Source organism: Brevibacillus sp. YAE8 (assembly GCF_057543335.1).
On record NZ_BAAIYG010000001.1, the window covers coordinates 369613 to 386271 of the forward strand.

General features: G+C 55.0%; 14 protein-coding genes and 2 riboswitches. Of the genes, 2 read left to right on the plus strand and 12 right to left on the minus strand.

All coding sequences use genetic code 11. From position 1 onward, the window contains the following. Positions 1-50: 50 nt before the first annotated feature. From AC27IT_RS01135 to AC27IT_RS01145, 3 genes are read right to left on the minus strand one after another with little or no spacing between them, the layout of a single operon-like run. Positions 51-1307, minus strand: coding sequence for an MFS transporter (locus AC27IT_RS01135; RefSeq protein ID WP_005834886.1), 1257 nt, complete (start codon positions 1305-1307; stop codon positions 51-53). Between the two features lie 52 nt (positions 1308-1359). After that, entirely contained in the window at positions 1360-2664 is a 1305-nt protein-coding gene (locus AC27IT_RS01140; protein ID WP_026557252.1) for a CapA family protein, read from the minus strand. Between the two features lie 39 nt (positions 2665-2703). Continuing rightward, entirely contained in the window at positions 2704-3603 is a 900-nt protein-coding gene (locus AC27IT_RS01145) for a MurR/RpiR family transcriptional regulator (RefSeq protein ID WP_005834882.1), read from the minus strand. Between the two features lie 313 nt (positions 3604-3916). On the opposite strand from AC27IT_RS01145, the gene AC27IT_RS01150 reads away from it, so the two are divergent. Then, positions 3917-4381, plus strand: a complete 465-nt coding sequence (locus AC27IT_RS01150) for an SgcJ/EcaC family oxidoreductase (RefSeq protein ID WP_005834879.1) — start codon at positions 3917-3919, stop codon at positions 4379-4381. A gap of 144 nt (positions 4382-4525) precedes the next feature. Here AC27IT_RS01150 and AC27IT_RS01155 read toward each other — a convergent pair whose 3' ends face one another. The 6 genes from AC27IT_RS01155 to nrdI all read right to left on the minus strand — a co-directional run bounded on the left by AC27IT_RS01155 (position 4526) and on the right by nrdI (position 13108). Next, complete coding sequence (locus AC27IT_RS01155; protein WP_005834877.1) at positions 4526-5020, minus strand: acyl-CoA thioesterase; 495 nt, start codon at positions 5018-5020, stop codon at positions 4526-4528. Positions 5021-5044: 24 nt separating this feature from the next. Continuing rightward, on the minus strand, positions 5045-7330 hold the full coding sequence (metE, locus tag AC27IT_RS01160; RefSeq protein ID WP_283857843.1) for a 5-methyltetrahydropteroyltriglutamate--homocysteine S-methyltransferase: 2286 nt from the start codon (positions 7328-7330) through the stop codon (positions 5045-5047). Between the two features lie 144 nt (positions 7331-7474). Then, positions 7475-7674: riboswitch (cobalamin riboswitch) on the minus strand. 148 nt (positions 7675-7822) lie between these two features. Then, entirely contained in the window at positions 7823-9175 is a 1353-nt protein-coding gene (gene brnQ, locus AC27IT_RS01165) for a branched-chain amino acid transport system II carrier protein (protein WP_283857844.1), read from the minus strand. Positions 9176-9659: 484 nt separating this feature from the next. Then, positions 9660-10613 (minus strand): class 1b ribonucleoside-diphosphate reductase subunit beta, encoded by a 954-nt coding sequence (gene nrdF, locus AC27IT_RS01170; RefSeq protein WP_005834871.1) that lies wholly within the window; start codon positions 10611-10613, stop codon positions 9660-9662. Positions 10614-10677: 64 nt separating this feature from the next. Next, on the minus strand, positions 10678-12762 hold the full coding sequence (gene nrdE, locus AC27IT_RS01175) for a class 1b ribonucleoside-diphosphate reductase subunit alpha (protein WP_007781999.1): 2085 nt from the start codon (positions 12760-12762) through the stop codon (positions 10678-10680). Further along, complete coding sequence (gene nrdI, locus AC27IT_RS01180) at positions 12749-13108, minus strand: class Ib ribonucleoside-diphosphate reductase assembly flavoprotein NrdI (protein ID WP_007781998.1); 360 nt, start codon at positions 13106-13108, stop codon at positions 12749-12751. The genes nrdE and nrdI overlap by 14 nt, the downstream gene beginning before the upstream one ends. A 153-nt stretch (positions 13109-13261) precedes the next feature. Further along, positions 13262-13458, minus strand: a riboswitch (cobalamin riboswitch). A 174-nt stretch (positions 13459-13632) separates the two neighbouring features. Here nrdI and AC27IT_RS01185 point away from each other — a divergent pair. Beyond that, on the plus strand, positions 13633-14454 hold the full coding sequence (locus AC27IT_RS01185) for an alpha/beta hydrolase (protein ID WP_007781995.1): 822 nt from the start codon (positions 13633-13635) through the stop codon (positions 14452-14454). Between the two features lie 125 nt (positions 14455-14579). On the opposite strand, the gene AC27IT_RS01190 is transcribed toward AC27IT_RS01185, so the two are convergent. Genes AC27IT_RS01190 through mnmA form a run of 3 tightly spaced genes read right to left on the minus strand, consistent with a single transcriptional unit; the run spans position 14580 to position 16590 of the window. Next, positions 14580-15092 (minus strand): ACT domain-containing protein, encoded by a 513-nt coding sequence (locus AC27IT_RS01190; RefSeq protein WP_005834863.1) that lies wholly within the window; start codon positions 15090-15092, stop codon positions 14580-14582. Positions 15093-15125: 33 nt separating this feature from the next. Further along, entirely contained in the window at positions 15126-15458 is a 333-nt protein-coding gene (locus AC27IT_RS01195) for a hypothetical protein (protein ID WP_005834861.1), read from the minus strand. A 19-nt stretch (positions 15459-15477) separates the two neighbouring features. After that, positions 15478-16590, minus strand: a complete 1113-nt coding sequence (mnmA, locus tag AC27IT_RS01200; protein WP_005834859.1) for a tRNA 2-thiouridine(34) synthase MnmA — start codon at positions 16588-16590, stop codon at positions 15478-15480. Positions 16591-16659 lie beyond the last annotated feature (69 nt).

Sequence of the window (16659 nt, forward strand, 5' to 3'; positions counted from 1 at the left end):
CCTTTTCAGAAAATTTTAACACCTGAAACGAGCCGGATAAAGCATTTCTTTTAGGAAACCGTAGGGATTTCTGCGAGCAACGGCGTCTTTTTTTCTTCCCGTTTGGCAAAGAGCAGAAAGAGGACGCCGCAGCCGACAAACAAGAGCGCATTCACGATCATCGCATGGCTGAAGCCGACGCCGACATTCCCTGCTGCCTGCACAATCGAGCCTGTGACGAGCGGAGAAATAATCCCGGCCAGCGTGACGAGACTGGACAGCACGCCTACAAGCAAGCCCGTGCGCTCTGGCAGCATGCTGCTGACGATGACAGAGGCGGCCGTGCCCACGGAAAAAGCAAACCCTTTTCCCAGGCAGAGCGCGATCAGCACAAGCGGCGTCGACTGCACGAAGGTGACCGCATAAAAGCACACGCCACCCAAAATGATCGAGACTCCCCCTACCAGCACGTACGATTTGCGGTAGCTGCGATGCTTTTTATAGAGGCGATCCCCTGTCCAGGAAATCAGGATGGTCATCAGCCCTGCCAAAAGCCCCATCCCGGCAATCGAGTAGGCCATTTGCTGATTCGTTAAATGGATGACTTGCACCAGGTAGACAGGCTCCCATACAGAGGCAAACGTCGTGCCCCAAATTTGCGCGAAATAAATGAGGAAGCAGAGCAAAAACGTCGCCGAGAGCAGGACGCCGGAGATGTCTGTCCACTTGGCTTTGGGCAAAGCTGCCGCAGGCTTTGCCGCCTCGACGCTGATCGGCGGTCTGTCCTTGCCGACCCACAGCCAGATCAAAAGCCAAATCAGGCTGAGAGCGCCCATGAACGCCCAGGCAAACCGCCAGCCGTTGCTGTCAATGAGCGAAACCAGCAGCGGAGCCGAGGCCACAGCGCCCACAAAAGCGCCGAAGTTGACGGTCGAATAGACGAGGCCACGCTTTTCTTCGGGAAACCATTTGTTCAGGTGGCTGACCACCGTCGCCCAAAACGGGCCTTCGCCGATGCCAAGCAGCACCCTCGCGACCACGAGCATCGGCAATCCGGCGATCGCATAAGCGCCAAACTGGATGACCGTCCAGGACAAAGCCATGATGGCGAGCATCTTTTTCGTCCCGATCCGGTCCGAGAGCGCCGCCCCCAGGATTCCGGCGATCGAGAAAAACCAGAAGAAGCTGCTTCCGACCAGCCCCCACTCTTTTTGCGACAGGGAAAACTCTGCCATAATCGGTACCGCAGAATAGCCCGCAATCGTTTTGTCCGCATAGTTAATCATGTACAGCACGAACAGCATGACCATGGTGATTCTCGCCATCATGTGAATCACTCCATTCAAGTATGGGATGGAAAGCAGATTCGGCGCAGCCAGCTCAGCCTTTTTGCAGCCGCACCCTCCCGATGCCGTTGTCCATTTCGATAACCGTGCCGTACGGTTCGCAAAGCGCCCGCAGTCCGAGCAAAATCTCCGGGTTCGCGCTCAGTCTCGGCCAGCCCATCCGATAGACAGGCTGCTCGAAGCCAAGCTCAATCGGGTGCAGCTCCAGCTCGACCAGCTCGCCATTTTGCATACTCCACAGCGGAATGACCGACTGCCACACCTCTTTGTGCACGCACAAGCCGCGCGTGTAGTTCGCGCTCATCGCCTCCAGCGCGTCTGCGACGTTGTGCGTATGGTCCAGCCCGTAATGTTCGTAAAAATCGGCCGGCTGCGTCGTCACCAACTCGGTCTGGAAGACGAAATCGCCCAGGCTGTAAAAGATCGGCCTGTTTTTGTAAATTTCGATGCCGCGCAGCAGATGCGGACCGTGCCCAACCACGGCATGCGCCCCGGCGTCGATACACGCTTTGGCGAAAACAGGCAAAAAGTCTGCGGGCACCTCTTTGGCATCGCCTTTCATCTCATGCGCGTGAATGCTGACCACGACGTAGTCGGCGCGCCGCTTCGCCTCCCCGATCCGCTGCACGATCCGGGCCAGATCGCGCGGATGCGGCTGAGTCGTCGTCCCCTCCTCTTCTCCCGCCATAAAGCGGGCGTTTCCGAACAAAAAAACGTCTTTGCCCGGATCGTTCATGAAGCCTTCCTCGATCAATAGCTTGTTGAAGGCGTTGATGTCTGTCACAGCGGCAATCTCTTGCAGCCTGGCGAGCTTTTCCGGCTGCAAATAATGCGTCATGACGTAGCGCAGCGGATTGATTCCGGGGCGGCCGATGCTGTCTGGACGCTGTTCGCCCGCCGCCCACCACGGATGGAACGTCGATGTCGCCGCGATCAAGGCCACTCTCGCCGACTCGCATTCGAGATAGCGGGGAGCGGACGCCTCCGCGAGATTTTTGCCAGCGCCGGCATGGACGAAGCCGTATTCATTCAGGTGGCGCTCCGTCGCTTCCAGCCCGCCGTACAAATAGTCGAGCGTGTGATTGTTCGCCCAGCCGATCATGTTAAAGCCATAGTCCTTCAATACCTGCAACGAAGCTGGCGGCGACATCGCCCAGGTGCCGCCGCTTTGCGCGCTCGGATAGCCTTCGTTGTCGTGCACGGTCGACTCCAGATTGGCGATGCGCACATCGGCACGATGCAGCAAACGGGCTACTTCCTGAAAAGCGTGATCGCGATAAGGCAAGTCGCGTGTGAGAAAGCTGTCGCCTGTAGCGGCGAACCAAACGGGCAAAGACATGGCTGCATCCTCCCTTACTTTTTTGATAATCGTTGGATTTTAATAGATCGAAAAGTCTTCTTCCTCTTCTCCGACGAAGGAGTAGAGCTTCGAGCTGATCTCATCGTAGTGCTGCAGCCGTTGTTGCACACGCGCAGCATCGTGGACCATCACCCCTTTGACGAGGACATTCAGCACCGAAAACAGCGTAGGCATGCCGCTGGTCGCAACAGGCTGCGGCGTCGTGATTTTCAGCAGCAGATCGGCAGCCTGGCTGATCGGCGACAGCTCGCCCTCGGTAATCGCGAGCACTTTTGCCCCCAATGCCTTGGCGGAATGCACCATGGCGACCGTCTCGCTCGGATGGCGCGGAAAAGAAAGCGCAATGACGAGCCACTCCTGCTCGCGTTCGGTCAAAAAGTAGTCGGCGTTGTCGACCGCGCCCGTGTACAGGTGGGTGTTGCCCTTGATCGCGTTCAAGGCGGAAAACAGCCACTTCGCCGGGATGTGGCACCAGCGAAACCCTACGACGACGATCCGGTGCGCCGCCATAATGCTTTGCACAGCCTGATGCAGCAAGCCGTAGTCGATCTGCTGCAAGCTTTGCTGGAGGTAGGCGATGTCGGTTTCTATGACCTGGTGCGCGTAATTGTCGCGGGTGAGCGCAGCTTCGGTGTCGCGGTATTTCTGGATCGGCCCCTTTCTCTGGTCGCCGATCAACAGCGACTTTTTGATCTCCTCCTGCAACTCTGTGTAGCCGGAATAGCCCAGCGCGTAGCAAAAACGAATGACGGTCGCCTCACTCGTATTCGTCAGCTCCGCGATTTTTTTGGCCGTATGGATAGCTAGCAGGCTCGGCTTTTCGAGGGCGATTTTGGAAATGATCTTTTGGCTGGCGGTCAAATGGCCGTATTGCTTGCGAATGCGTTCTTTTACGTGCTGGTGCTGATCCTGATCCATACCGAAAAGACTCCTTTGCGTTTCGTTTGGTGCAAGTTTTGAGAATAGTATATCTTTTGCATTAATTCACTTCAATACATATTGAAAAATGTAGTTTATCCTTCAGTTTGCTGCCTGCCATCGCTGTACGACCGGAACTCCATCCGGATGGAAACACACTCGCAGCGAAGCGCACGGCAGCCACAGCAGACCATGCACACGCGCGGCGCGATCCTGAAAGTAGCGTTCGGTGCGTGCTCACAAGCCTTTGACATCGTTTCGGGTTCGTATGATACACTATGGTTCAAACAGCCACCCAAGGAGGTACGCCAGGATGGGCACAGCCACACACGAAGATGCGATTCGCACCCTCTACCGGCAAGTCATTCGCGGCTGGAACGAACACAGTGCATCCGGCATGTCCGCTCCGTTCGCGGCAGACGGCGAGCTTATCGGCTTTGACGGCAGCCATCTGATCGGACGAGCCGCCATTTTTACGCACCTGCACGACGTTTTTTCCCACCATCTGACTCCCCCCTTTGTGTACAAAATCAAGTCCGCATGCCTGCTCAGCGAGGAAGTGGGGATGGTTCGCGCCATGGTCGGCATGATCCCTCCCGGAAAAGACGAGCTTGATCCAGCGCTCCATGCGCACCAGACGCTCGTAGCGAAAAAGCAGGGCGAGCAGTGGGAAGCCGTACTGTTTCAAAATACGCCTGCACAGTTTCACGGACGGCCCGAGCTGGTCGAGCAGTTTACAGAGGAGCTGCGGCCGTTGGTGCGGCAACAGTTGTTTTGACGTTGCGGCTTTCCCCGTGCCGCATTGTGTGTTTGCCCTTGATCCCTTAGTGCCTGCGTGCCGCTCACAGCAAAAGCCCTCAACCTGTCGGTGAGGGCTTTTGGCATTGCTTTTGTTGCTGTATGCTGTTTCTTGCAACGGTGACTACAACTCCGCCTTCCGCTGCTTCCTCAGCGCGTAGCGATGCTTCGCCTTTTCGTGCTGGAGGCGCTCCTCCTCGGTTTCCGGGATGACGGCGGGCACCAGCGTCGGCTTGCCTTGCTCGTCGAGGGCGATCATCGTCAAGTACGCTCTCGCGGTCATGCGTTTTTCGCCTGTCAACAGATTTTCCGACTCCACCTTCACGAACACTTCCATCGACGTGTTGTGCGTCCAGGTGACGTACGCTTCCAGGTTGATCGCTTCCCCTGTCTTGATCGGCGCGAGGAAATCGAACGAATCGCTGGACGCGGTGACTACCGGCTTGCGGCAATGGCGCATCGCCGCGATGCAGGCGATCTTGTCGACGTACGCCATTACTTTGCCGCCGAAGATCGTATTGTGATGGTTCGTATCCGGCGGGAAGACGAGGTCTGTCAAAAAAGTTCTCGACTGCCCGACAGGCCGTGCTTCTGTTGCGATCTGGGCTTCTGTTGCCATCTGTGCTGCTCCTCTCGCTCATGCTTATGCTTTTTGTGCCAGGCGGTTTCGTACTGCGTGTGTCGCCGCTACCATGTTTTTCAGAGACGCGATTGTCTCCTCTCTGCCCCGCGTCTTCAGCCCGCAATCCGGGTTGATCCAGAATTGCCCTGGCGGCAGGACTTGCACGCCGCGGGACACCATTTCCTCGATCTCGGCCACAGCCGGAACGCGCGGGCTGTGGATGTCGTAGACACCGAGGCCGATCCCTTTGTCGTACGTGCACGTCTCGAACACCGAGACGAGCTCGCCGTGGCTGCGGGAAGTTTCGATCGAGATCACATCGGCATCCAGCTCGCTGATGACGTCGATGAAATCGTGGAATTCGCAATAGCACATGTGCGTATGAATTTGCGTGCCAGGCTCGACTGTCGAGGTAGCGACCCGGAACGACTTGACTGCCCAGTCCAGATACGCGGCTCTGTCTGCCTGCTTGAGCGGCAAGCCTTCAAGCAATGCCGGCTCATCCACCTGAATCATGCGAATGCCCGCCGCTTCCAGCGCCTCCACCTCTTTGCGCAGCGCCAGCGCGATCTGCTCGCACACTTCCTGACGGGAGACGTCGTCGCGCACGAACGACCAGTTCAAAATCGTGGCAGGACCTGTCAGCATCCCTTTCACTGGTTTATCCGTCAACGACTTGGCATATACGCTCTCCTTGACCGTCATCGGGGAGACGAACTGCACGTCGCCGTAAATGACCGGCGGTTTGACGCAACGGGAGCCGTACGACTGCACCCAGCCGTTTTTCGTGAAAACGAAGCCGTCGAGCTTTTCGCCGAAATATTCCACCATGTCTGTCCGCTCGAACTCGCCGTGCACCAGCACATCCAGGCCGATCTGTTCCTGAATGGCGATCCACTCGCGGATTTGCTCCTGAATGAACGCATCGTACTGTTCGACGCTCCAGTTTCCTTTTTTGAACTGCTGTCTGGCCTGGCGAACTTCTGTCGTCTGCGGGAAGCTGCCGATCGTCGTCGTTGGCAGCAGCGGAAGCTTCCACGTCGCCTGCTGAATCTCGCGACGCTCGTGGAACGGCACTGCCCGCTTCGCCGCTGTCGACGCCAGCGCTTTTCTCGCCTCCTGCACTTCCTGGCGGTTCCGTGCCGGAAATTGGGCCAAGCGCTGCAAGTCTTTCTCGTTCTGGGCGATTTCCTTCGAAATAACATACTTTCCATATTGGAAACCTTGGACTAATAAGCGCACTTCAGCCAATTTCTCATCGGCAAACGCCAATGCGACGCGCACTTCTTCCGGCAAATCGGTTTCGTCTTCGACGGTAACCGGAACGTGCAGCAGGCTGCTCGACGGCTGAACCCATACCCGTTCTGGGGCTACTACGGTGCACAACGTTTTGACCAACTCCCACTTTTCCTCCAGGGCCGAGCGCCAAATGTTGCGTCCGTCGATGACCCCGGCGCCGAGCACTTTGTCTTGCGGGAAACCGTGCGTCGTCAAGTTCGCCAGGTTTGCTGTTTTCCCGTGAACAAAATCAAGGCCCAAGCCGTGGACAGGCAGTTCAATCAGCTCCTCGTACCAGTCCACTGCTTCAAAGTACGTCTGCACCATCAGCTTCAGGTGCGGCAGCGCCTGGCTGAACTGCTCGTACACGCGACGAATGAGTGTTTTGTCTTGCCCGGTAAGATCGAGGACAAACGCAGGCTCGTCGATCTGCACCCACTCGACGCCGTGCAGTTCCAGCTCGCGAAGGACGTCCACGTACAGCGGCACGATCTGATCGACGACGCGTTCAAATTCGTCTTTGGCATACCCTTTGGACAGCTTGACAAACGTGTACGGCCCGACGATGACAGGCTTGCCGGCGATCCCTAGCTGATCTCTCGCCTCCAGGTACGCTTGTAGCGGCCTGTTTTCCGTCAAGACAGGCGTGCGCTCGCCGAACTCGGGGACGATATAGTGGTAGTTCGTGTTGAACCACTTGGTCATTTCGCTGGCGACCGCGTCTTTGTTGCCGCGCGCCATCGCAAAATACGTAGCCAGCGGCACCGGACCGCCCGCATACGCGAACCGCTTCGGAATCAGGCCGAACATGACCGCCATGTCGAGCATGTGGTCGTAGAACGTAAAGTCGTTGACCGGAATCCAGTCGATCCCCTTTTTTTGTTGTTTGACCAGGTGCTGCTTGCGAATTTGCTCCATTTGCGCAAGGAATGTCGTCTCGTCGAGTTTCCCCGCCCAAAAAGCTTCCAGTGCCTTTTTCCACTCGCGATCTTTGCCGATCCGCGGGTATCCCAAGTTGCTGCTTTTCATTTGCTTCCTCTCCATCCTTTGCGATCATTTTTTCGATTTCGCCCAATAAAAAAGGCATCTCCAACGATCAGAAAGAACGTTAGAAATGCCAAATAAACACTGAGATCACAGCATCCTAACACCTCCCTATCTCCCGTAGGTTAAGCAGTGTTGTCGAAACAGGCAGGTCTCCTGACTTGAGGATCATGATCTGCACAACGCCTTCCCAGTCAGCTCGACCAGTGGCCAAAAGTTGTGCAAACTCCCCTCATACAGTGGCGGGACCGTGTCGGATTCTCACCGACTTCCCTTTTCATCCTTGCGCCGATATTCATCGCCAAGGAACCTGTCTCCACTCATATGAAATTGTCGGTATGAGTGCATGTGCCCCAAAAATGGGCGGGACACACCTTTCTTCATACAGTAACACGTAAACCAGTTTTTGTCATGCTAAACTATTTCCACTTTGCAAACTGATGTCAACGTTCAGGCTGCTTCCTCATAATGCCTGTCCTATTGCTTGGTCAGGCGAAGCTCACGCGCGCGCAGCGATGGTTTGCGCATCAAATAAACGAGGTAGCCGCCAACGCCCCCGATCAATGCAGGCAGCAGCCAGCCCAGGCCGATCGTGTACATCGGCAAGTAGCGGGAAAAGACGTCGTTGATCGCCGCAAGCTCGACCCCGGCAGCATTCAGCCCGTCAAACAGGCTAACGAGAAACGTACCGAACAAGCTGCCTTGATACACCTCTGGCCGACCGCCAAACCTTTGATGCAAAAACGTCAAAAAGATCAGCGAGATGGCGATTGGGTACATCGTCGTCAAAATCGGAACAGACACCTTGATGAGCGCAGTCAACCCGATATTGGCGACGAGCGTGCTGAACACAGCCAAAATGACGGCAAACTTTTTATACGAAATGCGCGGAAACATAGCGTGGAAAAACGACGAGCACGCCGTAATCAATCCGACGCTGGTCGTCAGGCACGCCGCAGTAATCATCAGGCCGAGCAGCAGGCCGCCGTAAGAACCGAAGTAATAATTCGACACTTTGGCCAAAATTTGCGCCCCGTTTTCCAAATGGCCGAGCTTTTCCACGCTGGAAGCGCCCATGTAGGCAAGCACCGAGTAGAAAAACGCCAGGAGCGCACCCGCAATCAGCGTTGCTTTGGCGCACGTCAGCAAAATTTGCTTTTTCGACGTAACCCCTTTTTCCTTGATCGCATTGACGATGATGATGCCGAATACAAACGCCCCGAGCGCGTCCAGCGTCAAATAGCCGTCCTGGAATCCTTTGAAAAACGCCTTGGACTGGTAATCGCCCACTGGCGCTTGCAGCTCGCCAATCGGATACACGATCGCCGTCAGGACGATGATGCCGATAAACGTCAGCTTCATCGGTGTCAAGACTTTTCCGACTACATTGATAATTTTTCCAGGATTGAGCGACAACAGGCAAGCGAGCGTGAAGAACAAGACGGTAAACACAATCAACGGAAAAGGCCCGGCCTGCTCGGACAAGAACGGCTTGATCCCGATCTCAAACGAAACATTCCCGGAGCGCGGAATCGCAAAAAACGGCCCGATCGCCAAATAGAGCAAAATCGTGAAAACAAGACCGAACAGCGGGTGCACACGGCTTGCGAGCGAACGCAAATCGTCTTTACCTGAATACACCAACGCTGTAATTGCCAAAAGTGGCAAGCCAACCCCTGTCACGAGAAAACCGGCGTTGGCTTCCCAGACGTTCGTTCCCGCCATCTGTCCCAGCATCGGTGGAAAAATCAGGTTGCCTGCTCCGAAAAACAGCGCAAACAGCATAAATCCGATGATGACGATAAACGAATATGAAACTTTTTGAAGCATGACAAAAACCTCCTGTGAGTAAGAACGAAGGGCCTTGTAAGGAACCCTCAGATTAGTGAAAAAATTCACGAAGTCTAGCGGCTCGTCCAGCCTCCAGCCAAACTGGATAACACTGGATTCATTGTCAGATAAATCAGTCCTCCAGACGCATGACACGATGATTCTGCGACTCTCGTCACTGCCGCTTTGCTGTTCCAGCCTAAGCCCAACTCGGCTCGACCGGGTGGCAATCAAAAGAGCCGACACATCATTTATTTATAACATAAATATGAATGAAAAGGTATTTTAAAATGAAGAATTCTTTTATTCCTTTCTATAAAAGATTCTTGATCGAGAAAATCTCACAGGAAGGAATGTGGGCAACTCATCCGCTACTTCGCGCGCGCCTGTGCATGCGCGCCGCTCGCCCCTTTTCGCGTAACGGGCACGACAAAAAGGCTGCCGTCTGTAGACAGCAACCCTTTTAAACGATCGTTTAACTTTTTTACTCAAAGCGAAAATCGTCATCCGTCAGCGGCTCGACGTTGAGCGTGCGGACGTAGCCATTGCCTTTTTTCGAGAAGAAATCATGCTGCTTCGTGTGCGTGCGAATCCCGTTCAGGACGATCGGGTTGACTTCCTCCTCGGGGAAAAACGGCTCCAGCCCCAGATTCATCAACGCTTTGTTCGCGTTGTAGCGCACGTAGGCCAACACCTCGTCCGCCAGGCCAATCTCTGTGTACAAGGAGACGGTGTACTCCTCTTCGTTTTGGTGCAGCTCGTGCAATAGCGCGTACAGCTCCTCTTTGACCGTCGCCTGCTCCACGACGCTGAGCCGCTGGTACACTTCCTGCGCGAGCACGCCGACGTACAGGCCGTGAATGCTCTCGTCCCGGACGATCAGGTCGATGATTTCACCGCTGCTCGTCATCTTGCCCTGCCCGGCCAAAAAGAGCGGGTAGAAAAAGCCGCTGTAAAACAGGTAGCTTTCCAAAAAGACGGAGGCGACCATCGCCATGTACAAATCTTTTGGCGTCTCGATCTCCTGGTAGCGCTTTGCGATCAGCGCCGCTTTCTTTTGCAGATGCGGACTCTGCTCCACCCAGGCAAAAATTTCGTCAATTTCCTCCGTGGCCGCGAGCGTCGTGAAAATGCTGCTGTACGATTTGGCGTGGATTTGCTCCATCATGCCCATGAAAGCCAGGACGGCTTTGCGCTGCAGCCCGTCCACATGCTCCATGATTTTCGGCATCCCGACGCCGCCTTGCACGGTGTCGAGCAAAGTCAGTCCGCCGAGCACTTTTTTGTACGTGTCCCGTTCCGAAGCGCTGAGCTCCATCCAGGACATTTTGTCATCCGAGAGCGGAATCTCGTCATCGGTCCAGAACTGCATGATGTTCTGGTTCCAAAACGTCATCGTAAAATCGTCGTCTGGCCTGTTCCAATTGACAGCTTTCATTAGGGCGTTCCTCTTCTCTGAAAAAACTTTGTTCCATGCCGGATGGTTCCTCACAGTAAACGGCTTAAACGGCGCAGCTAATGCACTCTTCTACCGTCAAATGCTTGGTGCGCGTGTAGTAGAGCGACTTCAAGCCTTTTTTCGCGGCGTAAATATAGTAACGCGCCAGCTCTCTGGTCGAGATGTTGCTGTTGACGTGCAGCACGGTGGAAATGCCTTGGTCCACATGCTCCTGGATTTCGGCGATCAGATCGATCACTTTGAACTGGTCGATCACATAGGCAGATTTGTAGTAAAAATAGTTTTCCTGCGACAAATACGGCATCGGGTAGTAGGTCGTCGAGTTCGCGTACGTTCTCGTTTCGATGTGCTCGACAACCGGCATCACGCTCGACGTCGCATTCTGAATGTAGGAAATGCTCTGCGTCGGCGCAATCGCCAGACGGTACGCGTGATACAGTCCGTTCTTCTGCACCTTTTGCTTGAGCGCGGCCCAATCCTCCGGCGTCGGAATGTGCATGCCTGCGAACAGTTGCTTGCCTTTTTCCGTGCGCGGACGGTAGTCGTTTGCGAGGTATTTGTCAAAATACGTGCCTTTGGCGTACTCCGACTGCTCGAAGCCCATGAAGGTTTCCCCTTTGGCCATGGCGATCTCCATGCTCATTTCCAGCGAGTAGAAGTTCATCATCATGAAGAACGTGCGGGCGAAGTCTTTTGCTTCCTCGCTCTCGTAGGCGATCTTGTTTTTCGCCAGGTAGCCGTTCAGGTTCATCGCACCCAGCCCGACGGAATGCAGCTCGCGGTTGGCCTTTTGCACGCCTGGCGCATTTTCCACGCGGGTCACATCGCTCACGGCGGTGATCGCCTCGATGCCCTCGCGCACGGATTCGCGCACTTTTTTGTGCTCCATCACGTTGACGATGTTCAAGGAAGCGAGATTGCAGCTAATGTCGCGGCGGATGATGTCCGGCTCGCCGTAGTTGGTAATCGTGGACGTCTCCTGGAGCTGGAAAATTTCCGTGCACAGGTTGGACATTTTCACGGAGCCGATGTCCTTCAGCGCGTGATTTTTGTTCGCGTTCGTCTTGTTCATGATGTACGGGTAGCCCGACTCCATCTGGATCATCGCGATCTTGGTGAGCATTTCGCGGGCGCTCATGACTACCTTTTTCTTGACGCGCTCGTTTGCCACCAGCTCGTCGTACATCTCGTCGAGATCCAGATCATCCAGATGGGCGCCGTACTCCTTGTAGACGGAGTAAGGAGCGAACACTGTCAACGGCTTGTTTTCCTCTGCCAGCTTGTAAAACACATTCGGCACGATCAGGCCGATCGACAGCGTCTTGATCCGCGACTTTTCATCGGCATTGATCTTTTTGCAATCGAGAAACTCGTTGATATCCCAGCCGAAGATGTTGTAGTAGGCTGCCCCGGAGCCTTTGCGCTGCCCCATCTGATCGGCGTAGGAAAACGCGTCCTCCAGCAGCTTGAGTACAGGCATGACGCCCTTGGCTGCGCCCTCGACGCCTTTGATCGGCTCTCCGCGCCCGCGCAGCTTGGACAGGTTGACGGCCACGCCGCCGCCGATTTTCGAAAGCTGCATGCAAGTGCCGAGAACGTAGTTGATCGAGTTCAAGGAGTCGTCCATTTCCAGCAGGAAGCAGGAGACCATTTCGCCGCGGCGGCTTTTCCCTGCATTGAGGAACGTCGGCGTCGCCGGCTGGAGTCGCTGGTCCATCATCGACACGGTCAGCCGCTTCGCCAGTTCGAAGTCTCCGCGCCCGAGCGAGAGCGCCACAATCGCCACCCGATCCGGGTACTGCTCCAAATACATCGATTTGTCGTCTGTTTTCAGGGCGTAGTCTTTGTAAAACTTGGAGATAGCCATGTACGAAGCGAATTGAAAACCAGCGTCATGCGCCAGGCGGAACACTTCATCGACCTGTTCAACCGTGTAGCTTTCATACACATTTTCATAAAAGTCATTTTCGATCAAATAGTCCATGCGCTCTTTCACGCTGTTGAAGGTCATCGTCTTCGCCTGTACTTCTTCCATGAAGACCGCGACTGCCTCTCTGTCCTTTTCCAGTTGGTAAAATCCGTCGCTTCCTCGCTGCATCAGTTGGTTGTTCAATTCAATGTGTCGCAATTGCTGCCACCCCACTCGTAAATTGTTCCACGTCACGGCCGGTACCGGACAGTTCGAATTTGGAAATGACCGGAACGCCATATTGGCTGGCGATCGTGTCTGCGCTTTTGGCAAAGCTGGCTCCCCAGTTGCGGTTGCCGCTCGCCGACACCCCGCGCAAATAGACATGATTCCGCTTCAGAAAACGGTCCACCTTCTCCGGCACCTGGCCAAAGCCCGTCGTGTACGTGACCAGAATGAACGGCTCGTCGATCACCATCTCCGGATCAATCTCCACGCGCGGCAGATCGAGCTTGCTTACGAATCGTCTCACGTTTCCTGTTTTCGAATCAAAAGCGATTAACATGTCCCTCATCCTTTACTGCTGTTCTATACTTTTTTAGCCAAAGTAAAAGCGCATCCGACGCCAAAATGTCGAATGCGCATGATGATCCCCATCGTATCCATCCGCCGAAAAACGAATGGAGCGCTCGAACACTTCCCTATCTCCCGTAGGTTACACAGTGCTGACGGTCAGGCAGGTCTCCTGGCTCGGGGTCATCGCTCCATTCGTGCCTTCCCGATCAGCTAATCAGTGGCGCAAAAACCAAATGGAACTCTCTCATCACAGTGGCGGGACCGCGTCGGAATTTCACCGACTTCCCTATTAAGTCTACCAAATATAGCGTGGCAAACACCTGTCCGCATCAATATGTAGTTGGTAAAACTTACTTTACCTCAATATATCGTAGGAGTCAAGCTCGGCATGCTCTATTTTGGCAACTGATAATCTCTCTCATTTCTCTATTGCCAATCTCTGGTTTGCGTCCATATAATAGGTTTCATGCACAAAAAAGGTGACGCCACCGGCCGATTGGAGAGTGACCCCTGATGGAAAGCACGGTTTATGAAGCAGTAGCCATTCCGCGTTCGCAAACGAGAAAAATGACATACAACGACCGCACGTTCCACATCTTCGTCAGCATCCCCGACGTGGCTTTGCCGCCGTCCGGCTTCCCGGTCATTTACTTGCTGGATGCCAACTCGGTGTTTGGCACCATGACCGAAGCGATTCGCCTGCAATGCCGGGTTCCGGAAAGAACGGGCGTCGATCCGGCCATCGTCGTCGGCATCGGCTACCCGACAGAAGCGCCGTTCCACCCATCGCGCTACTACGACTTCACCCATGTCGTTCCCGCATCCGAGCTGCCCGCTCATCCGCGCGGCGGCAAATGGCCGGAAATGGGCGGGGCAGAAGGCTTCCTCAGCTTCATCGAAGACACGGTGAAGCCCGCGATCGAAAAGGACTTGCCCGTCGACCGCACGCGGCAAACGATTTTCGGACATTCGCTCGGCGGCTTGCTCGTGCTGCATGCCTTGCTGACCCGGCCACACGCGTACCAATGCTACATCGCCGGCAGCCCGTCGATCCACTGGAACGAAAGCGTCCTGCTGGAAGAGGAGCGCCGCCTGCCGTCCCTGCTCACAGACGACTTGCGGGTCAGAGCGCTGCTCGCCATCGGGGAGCTGGAAAACGACGGCCGCTTCCACGTCAACGTCAAGGCGCAAGCGATGGCTGAACGGTTGTCCGCCATGGGCAACGGGCAGATCGAAGCGTCGTTCCGCCAATTTCCGGACGAAAACCACACGTCTGTCCTGCACGTCCTCATCAGTCACGCCATTCGCTTTGCTTCCAAGCCAACTGCCCGCTAGTCAGGGCAGTTTTTTCTTTGCCTCGCTCCATGCACACAAGCAAGCAAACAAGGCAGTCGGCACACGCAAAAAACCGCTCATACGAAAACGATGAGCGGCCATGCATGCACTACTGCTCTTTTCGCCTATTGCAGAGACAACACCTTGTTGATCTGCGGCAGCTCCTCGATGGCAGCTACGACAGTTGGCGTAATCTCTTCGTCGGTGACGCAAATCAACAGGGCGTTTTTCCCCTTTTGCTCACGCGACACATTCATCTTGGAAATATTGATCTCGTGGTCAGCCAGCTTGCGGGACACGTCGTAAATGACGCCCGGATAGTCGGTATGGTGCACCAACAGACCGTGAGCGCCCGGAGGGATCCGACAGGCGCAGTAGTTGATCTCGCTGATGTACACTTCGCGCCAGTCCTGGGCAAACGTGTATTTGTTCGCTCCCACGCGCAAATTCGCCAGATGGTTGGCGTACTCGCCGGAGCTGTTTTGAACCGAAACGCCGCTGCCAAGTCCATCCACCAGAAGCGAAGCGATCTCTTCTTTATTTTCATGGGCCAAAATGCTCAGGGACGCCCCTGCGAGCTGCGGCTCCAGTCTGCGAATCAATTGGGCCAATTCACGAAGTCCAGCATATTGGGTCATGTAATACCCTCACTCTCCCAGTCAGGTTAATCCTTAATGCGGAAGAATCCACTCTTCCGGTTCCTTGATAATCGAGGAATGGTTATCGGAGCGATACCAGGCTGTCAGGCTTTGCCCATCTTTCGTGTACACGATGCGATAGATGGTGTTACCCTTTCCGCTTTTCGGGAAGGGACTCTCCTCGGGAGGAACCACTGTCACACCACCTGCTTCAATCACGCCACCCTTTTCCTTGATGACGCTCTCGATCACGGTCATGTGCTCGTTGCTCGTGGCCGACATCCCCACGTAAGCGAGTATTCCCAGCAAAAGCGCTCCCGCCAAAAACGAAACAATAATCACTTTTGACTTTTTCGTAGCATCCACCAAGCGCTTCCCCCGTTATTCAATTCTCTTTGTCGATCAAACGCACCTTGTCAATCGTACCTCCGCCCAGGCACACTTCCCCATCGTAAAAGACGACGGCTTGGCCAGGAGTAACCGCTTTTTGCGGCTCGGCGAAAACGACTTCTACGGTGTTGCCCTCGCGGATGTGCACCGTCACTTGCTGGTCCGGCTGGCGATAGCGGAATTTCGCGGTGCACGCAAACGATTCGGTCGGCTTGTTCGCGCTCACCCAGCTTACGTCTGTCGCCAGCAAGCTACTCGAATACAGGCGGGGATGGTTGGAGCCTTCGCCGACGATCAGGACGTTGCGCTCCAGGTCTTTGTCCACCACAAACCACGGCTGGCCGGTCTTGCCGTGCCCGCCGCCAATCCCCAGGCCTTGGCGCTGGCCGAGCGTGTAGTACATCAGGCCGTCATGCTGCCCGATCACGTCTCCGTCTACCGTTTCGATATTGCCGGGCTTGGCTGGCAAGTAGTTTTGCAAAAACTCGCGGAAGTTGCGTTCGCCAATGAAGCAAATCCCTGTGCTGTCCTTCTTTTTCGCGGTGTAAAGCCCGGCTTCTTCGGCAATTTTGCGCACCTCGGGCTTCGGCAAATGCCCGATCGGGAACATCGTTTTTGACAACTGCTCCTGGCCGAGCACATTGAGGAAGTACGTCTGGTCTTTGTTGTTGTCCGCGCCGCGGATCAGCTTGTACTCTCCGTCGATGAACTTCACCTGCGCGTAATGGCCGGTGGCGATGTAATCGGCTCCCAGGTCCATGACCTTGGCGAGCAGCTCGCCGAACTTGATTTCACGGTTGCACATCACATCAGGATTCGGTGTGCGCCCGCGTTTATATTCATCCAAAAAATACTGGAACACCTTGTCCATGTATTCTTTTTCAAAATTCACGGTGTAGTATGGAATGCCAATTTGTTCACAGACGCGCCGGACATCCTGGAAGTCTTCTTCCGCCGTGCAGTGGCCGAATTCATCGGTATCATCCCAGTTTTTCATGAAGATGCCGATGACGTCATATCCCTGTTGCTTGAGCAGGTAAGCCGTCACGGAGGAGTCGACCCCGCCGGACATGCCGACAACGACGCGTGTATCTTCTGGTCGTTTCATAGTCTTTCTCCTCTTGATTTAATTTGTCCATCTACAGATTACCATGTTTCGTCCAACAATTCATGTCTT

What these genes read in the sequence shown, in the direction of transcription:
- AC27IT_RS01135 (WP_005834886.1), bottom strand. Translation starts at nt 1,307, where the DNA reads ATGATGGCGAGAATCACCATGGTCATGCTGTTCGTGCTGTACATGATT.
- AC27IT_RS01140 (WP_026557252.1), bottom strand. Translation starts at nt 2,664, where the DNA reads ATGTCTTTGCCCGTTTGGTTCGCCGCTACAGGCGACAGCTTTCTCACA.
- AC27IT_RS01145 (WP_005834882.1), bottom strand. Translation starts at nt 3,603, where the DNA reads ATGGATCAGGATCAGCACCAGCACGTAAAAGAACGCATTCGCAAGCAA.
- AC27IT_RS01150 (WP_005834879.1), top strand. Translation starts at nt 3,917, where the DNA reads ATGGGCACAGCCACACACGAAGATGCGATTCGCACCCTCTACCGGCAA.
- AC27IT_RS01155 (WP_005834877.1), bottom strand. Translation starts at nt 5,020, where the DNA reads ATGGCAACAGAAGCCCAGATCGCAACAGAAGCACGGCCTGTCGGGCAG.
- metE (WP_283857843.1), bottom strand. Translation starts at nt 7,330, where the DNA reads ATGAAAAGCAGCAACTTGGGATACCCGCGGATCGGCAAAGATCGCGAG.
- brnQ (WP_283857844.1), bottom strand. Translation starts at nt 9,175, where the DNA reads ATGCTTCAAAAAGTTTCATATTCGTTTATCGTCATCATCGGATTTATG.
- nrdF (WP_005834871.1), bottom strand. Translation starts at nt 10,613, where the DNA reads ATGAAAGCTGTCAATTGGAACAGGCCAGACGACGATTTTACGATGACG.
- nrdI (WP_007781998.1), bottom strand. Translation starts at nt 13,108, where the DNA reads ATGTTAATCGCTTTTGATTCGAAAACAGGAAACGTGAGACGATTCGTA.
- AC27IT_RS01185 (WP_007781995.1), top strand. Translation starts at nt 13,633, where the DNA reads ATGGAAAGCACGGTTTATGAAGCAGTAGCCATTCCGCGTTCGCAAACG.
- AC27IT_RS01190 (WP_005834863.1), bottom strand. Translation starts at nt 15,092, where the DNA reads ATGACCCAATATGCTGGACTTCGTGAATTGGCCCAATTGATTCGCAGA.
- mnmA (WP_005834859.1), bottom strand. Translation starts at nt 16,590, where the DNA reads ATGAAACGACCAGAAGATACACGCGTCGTTGTCGGCATGTCCGGCGGG.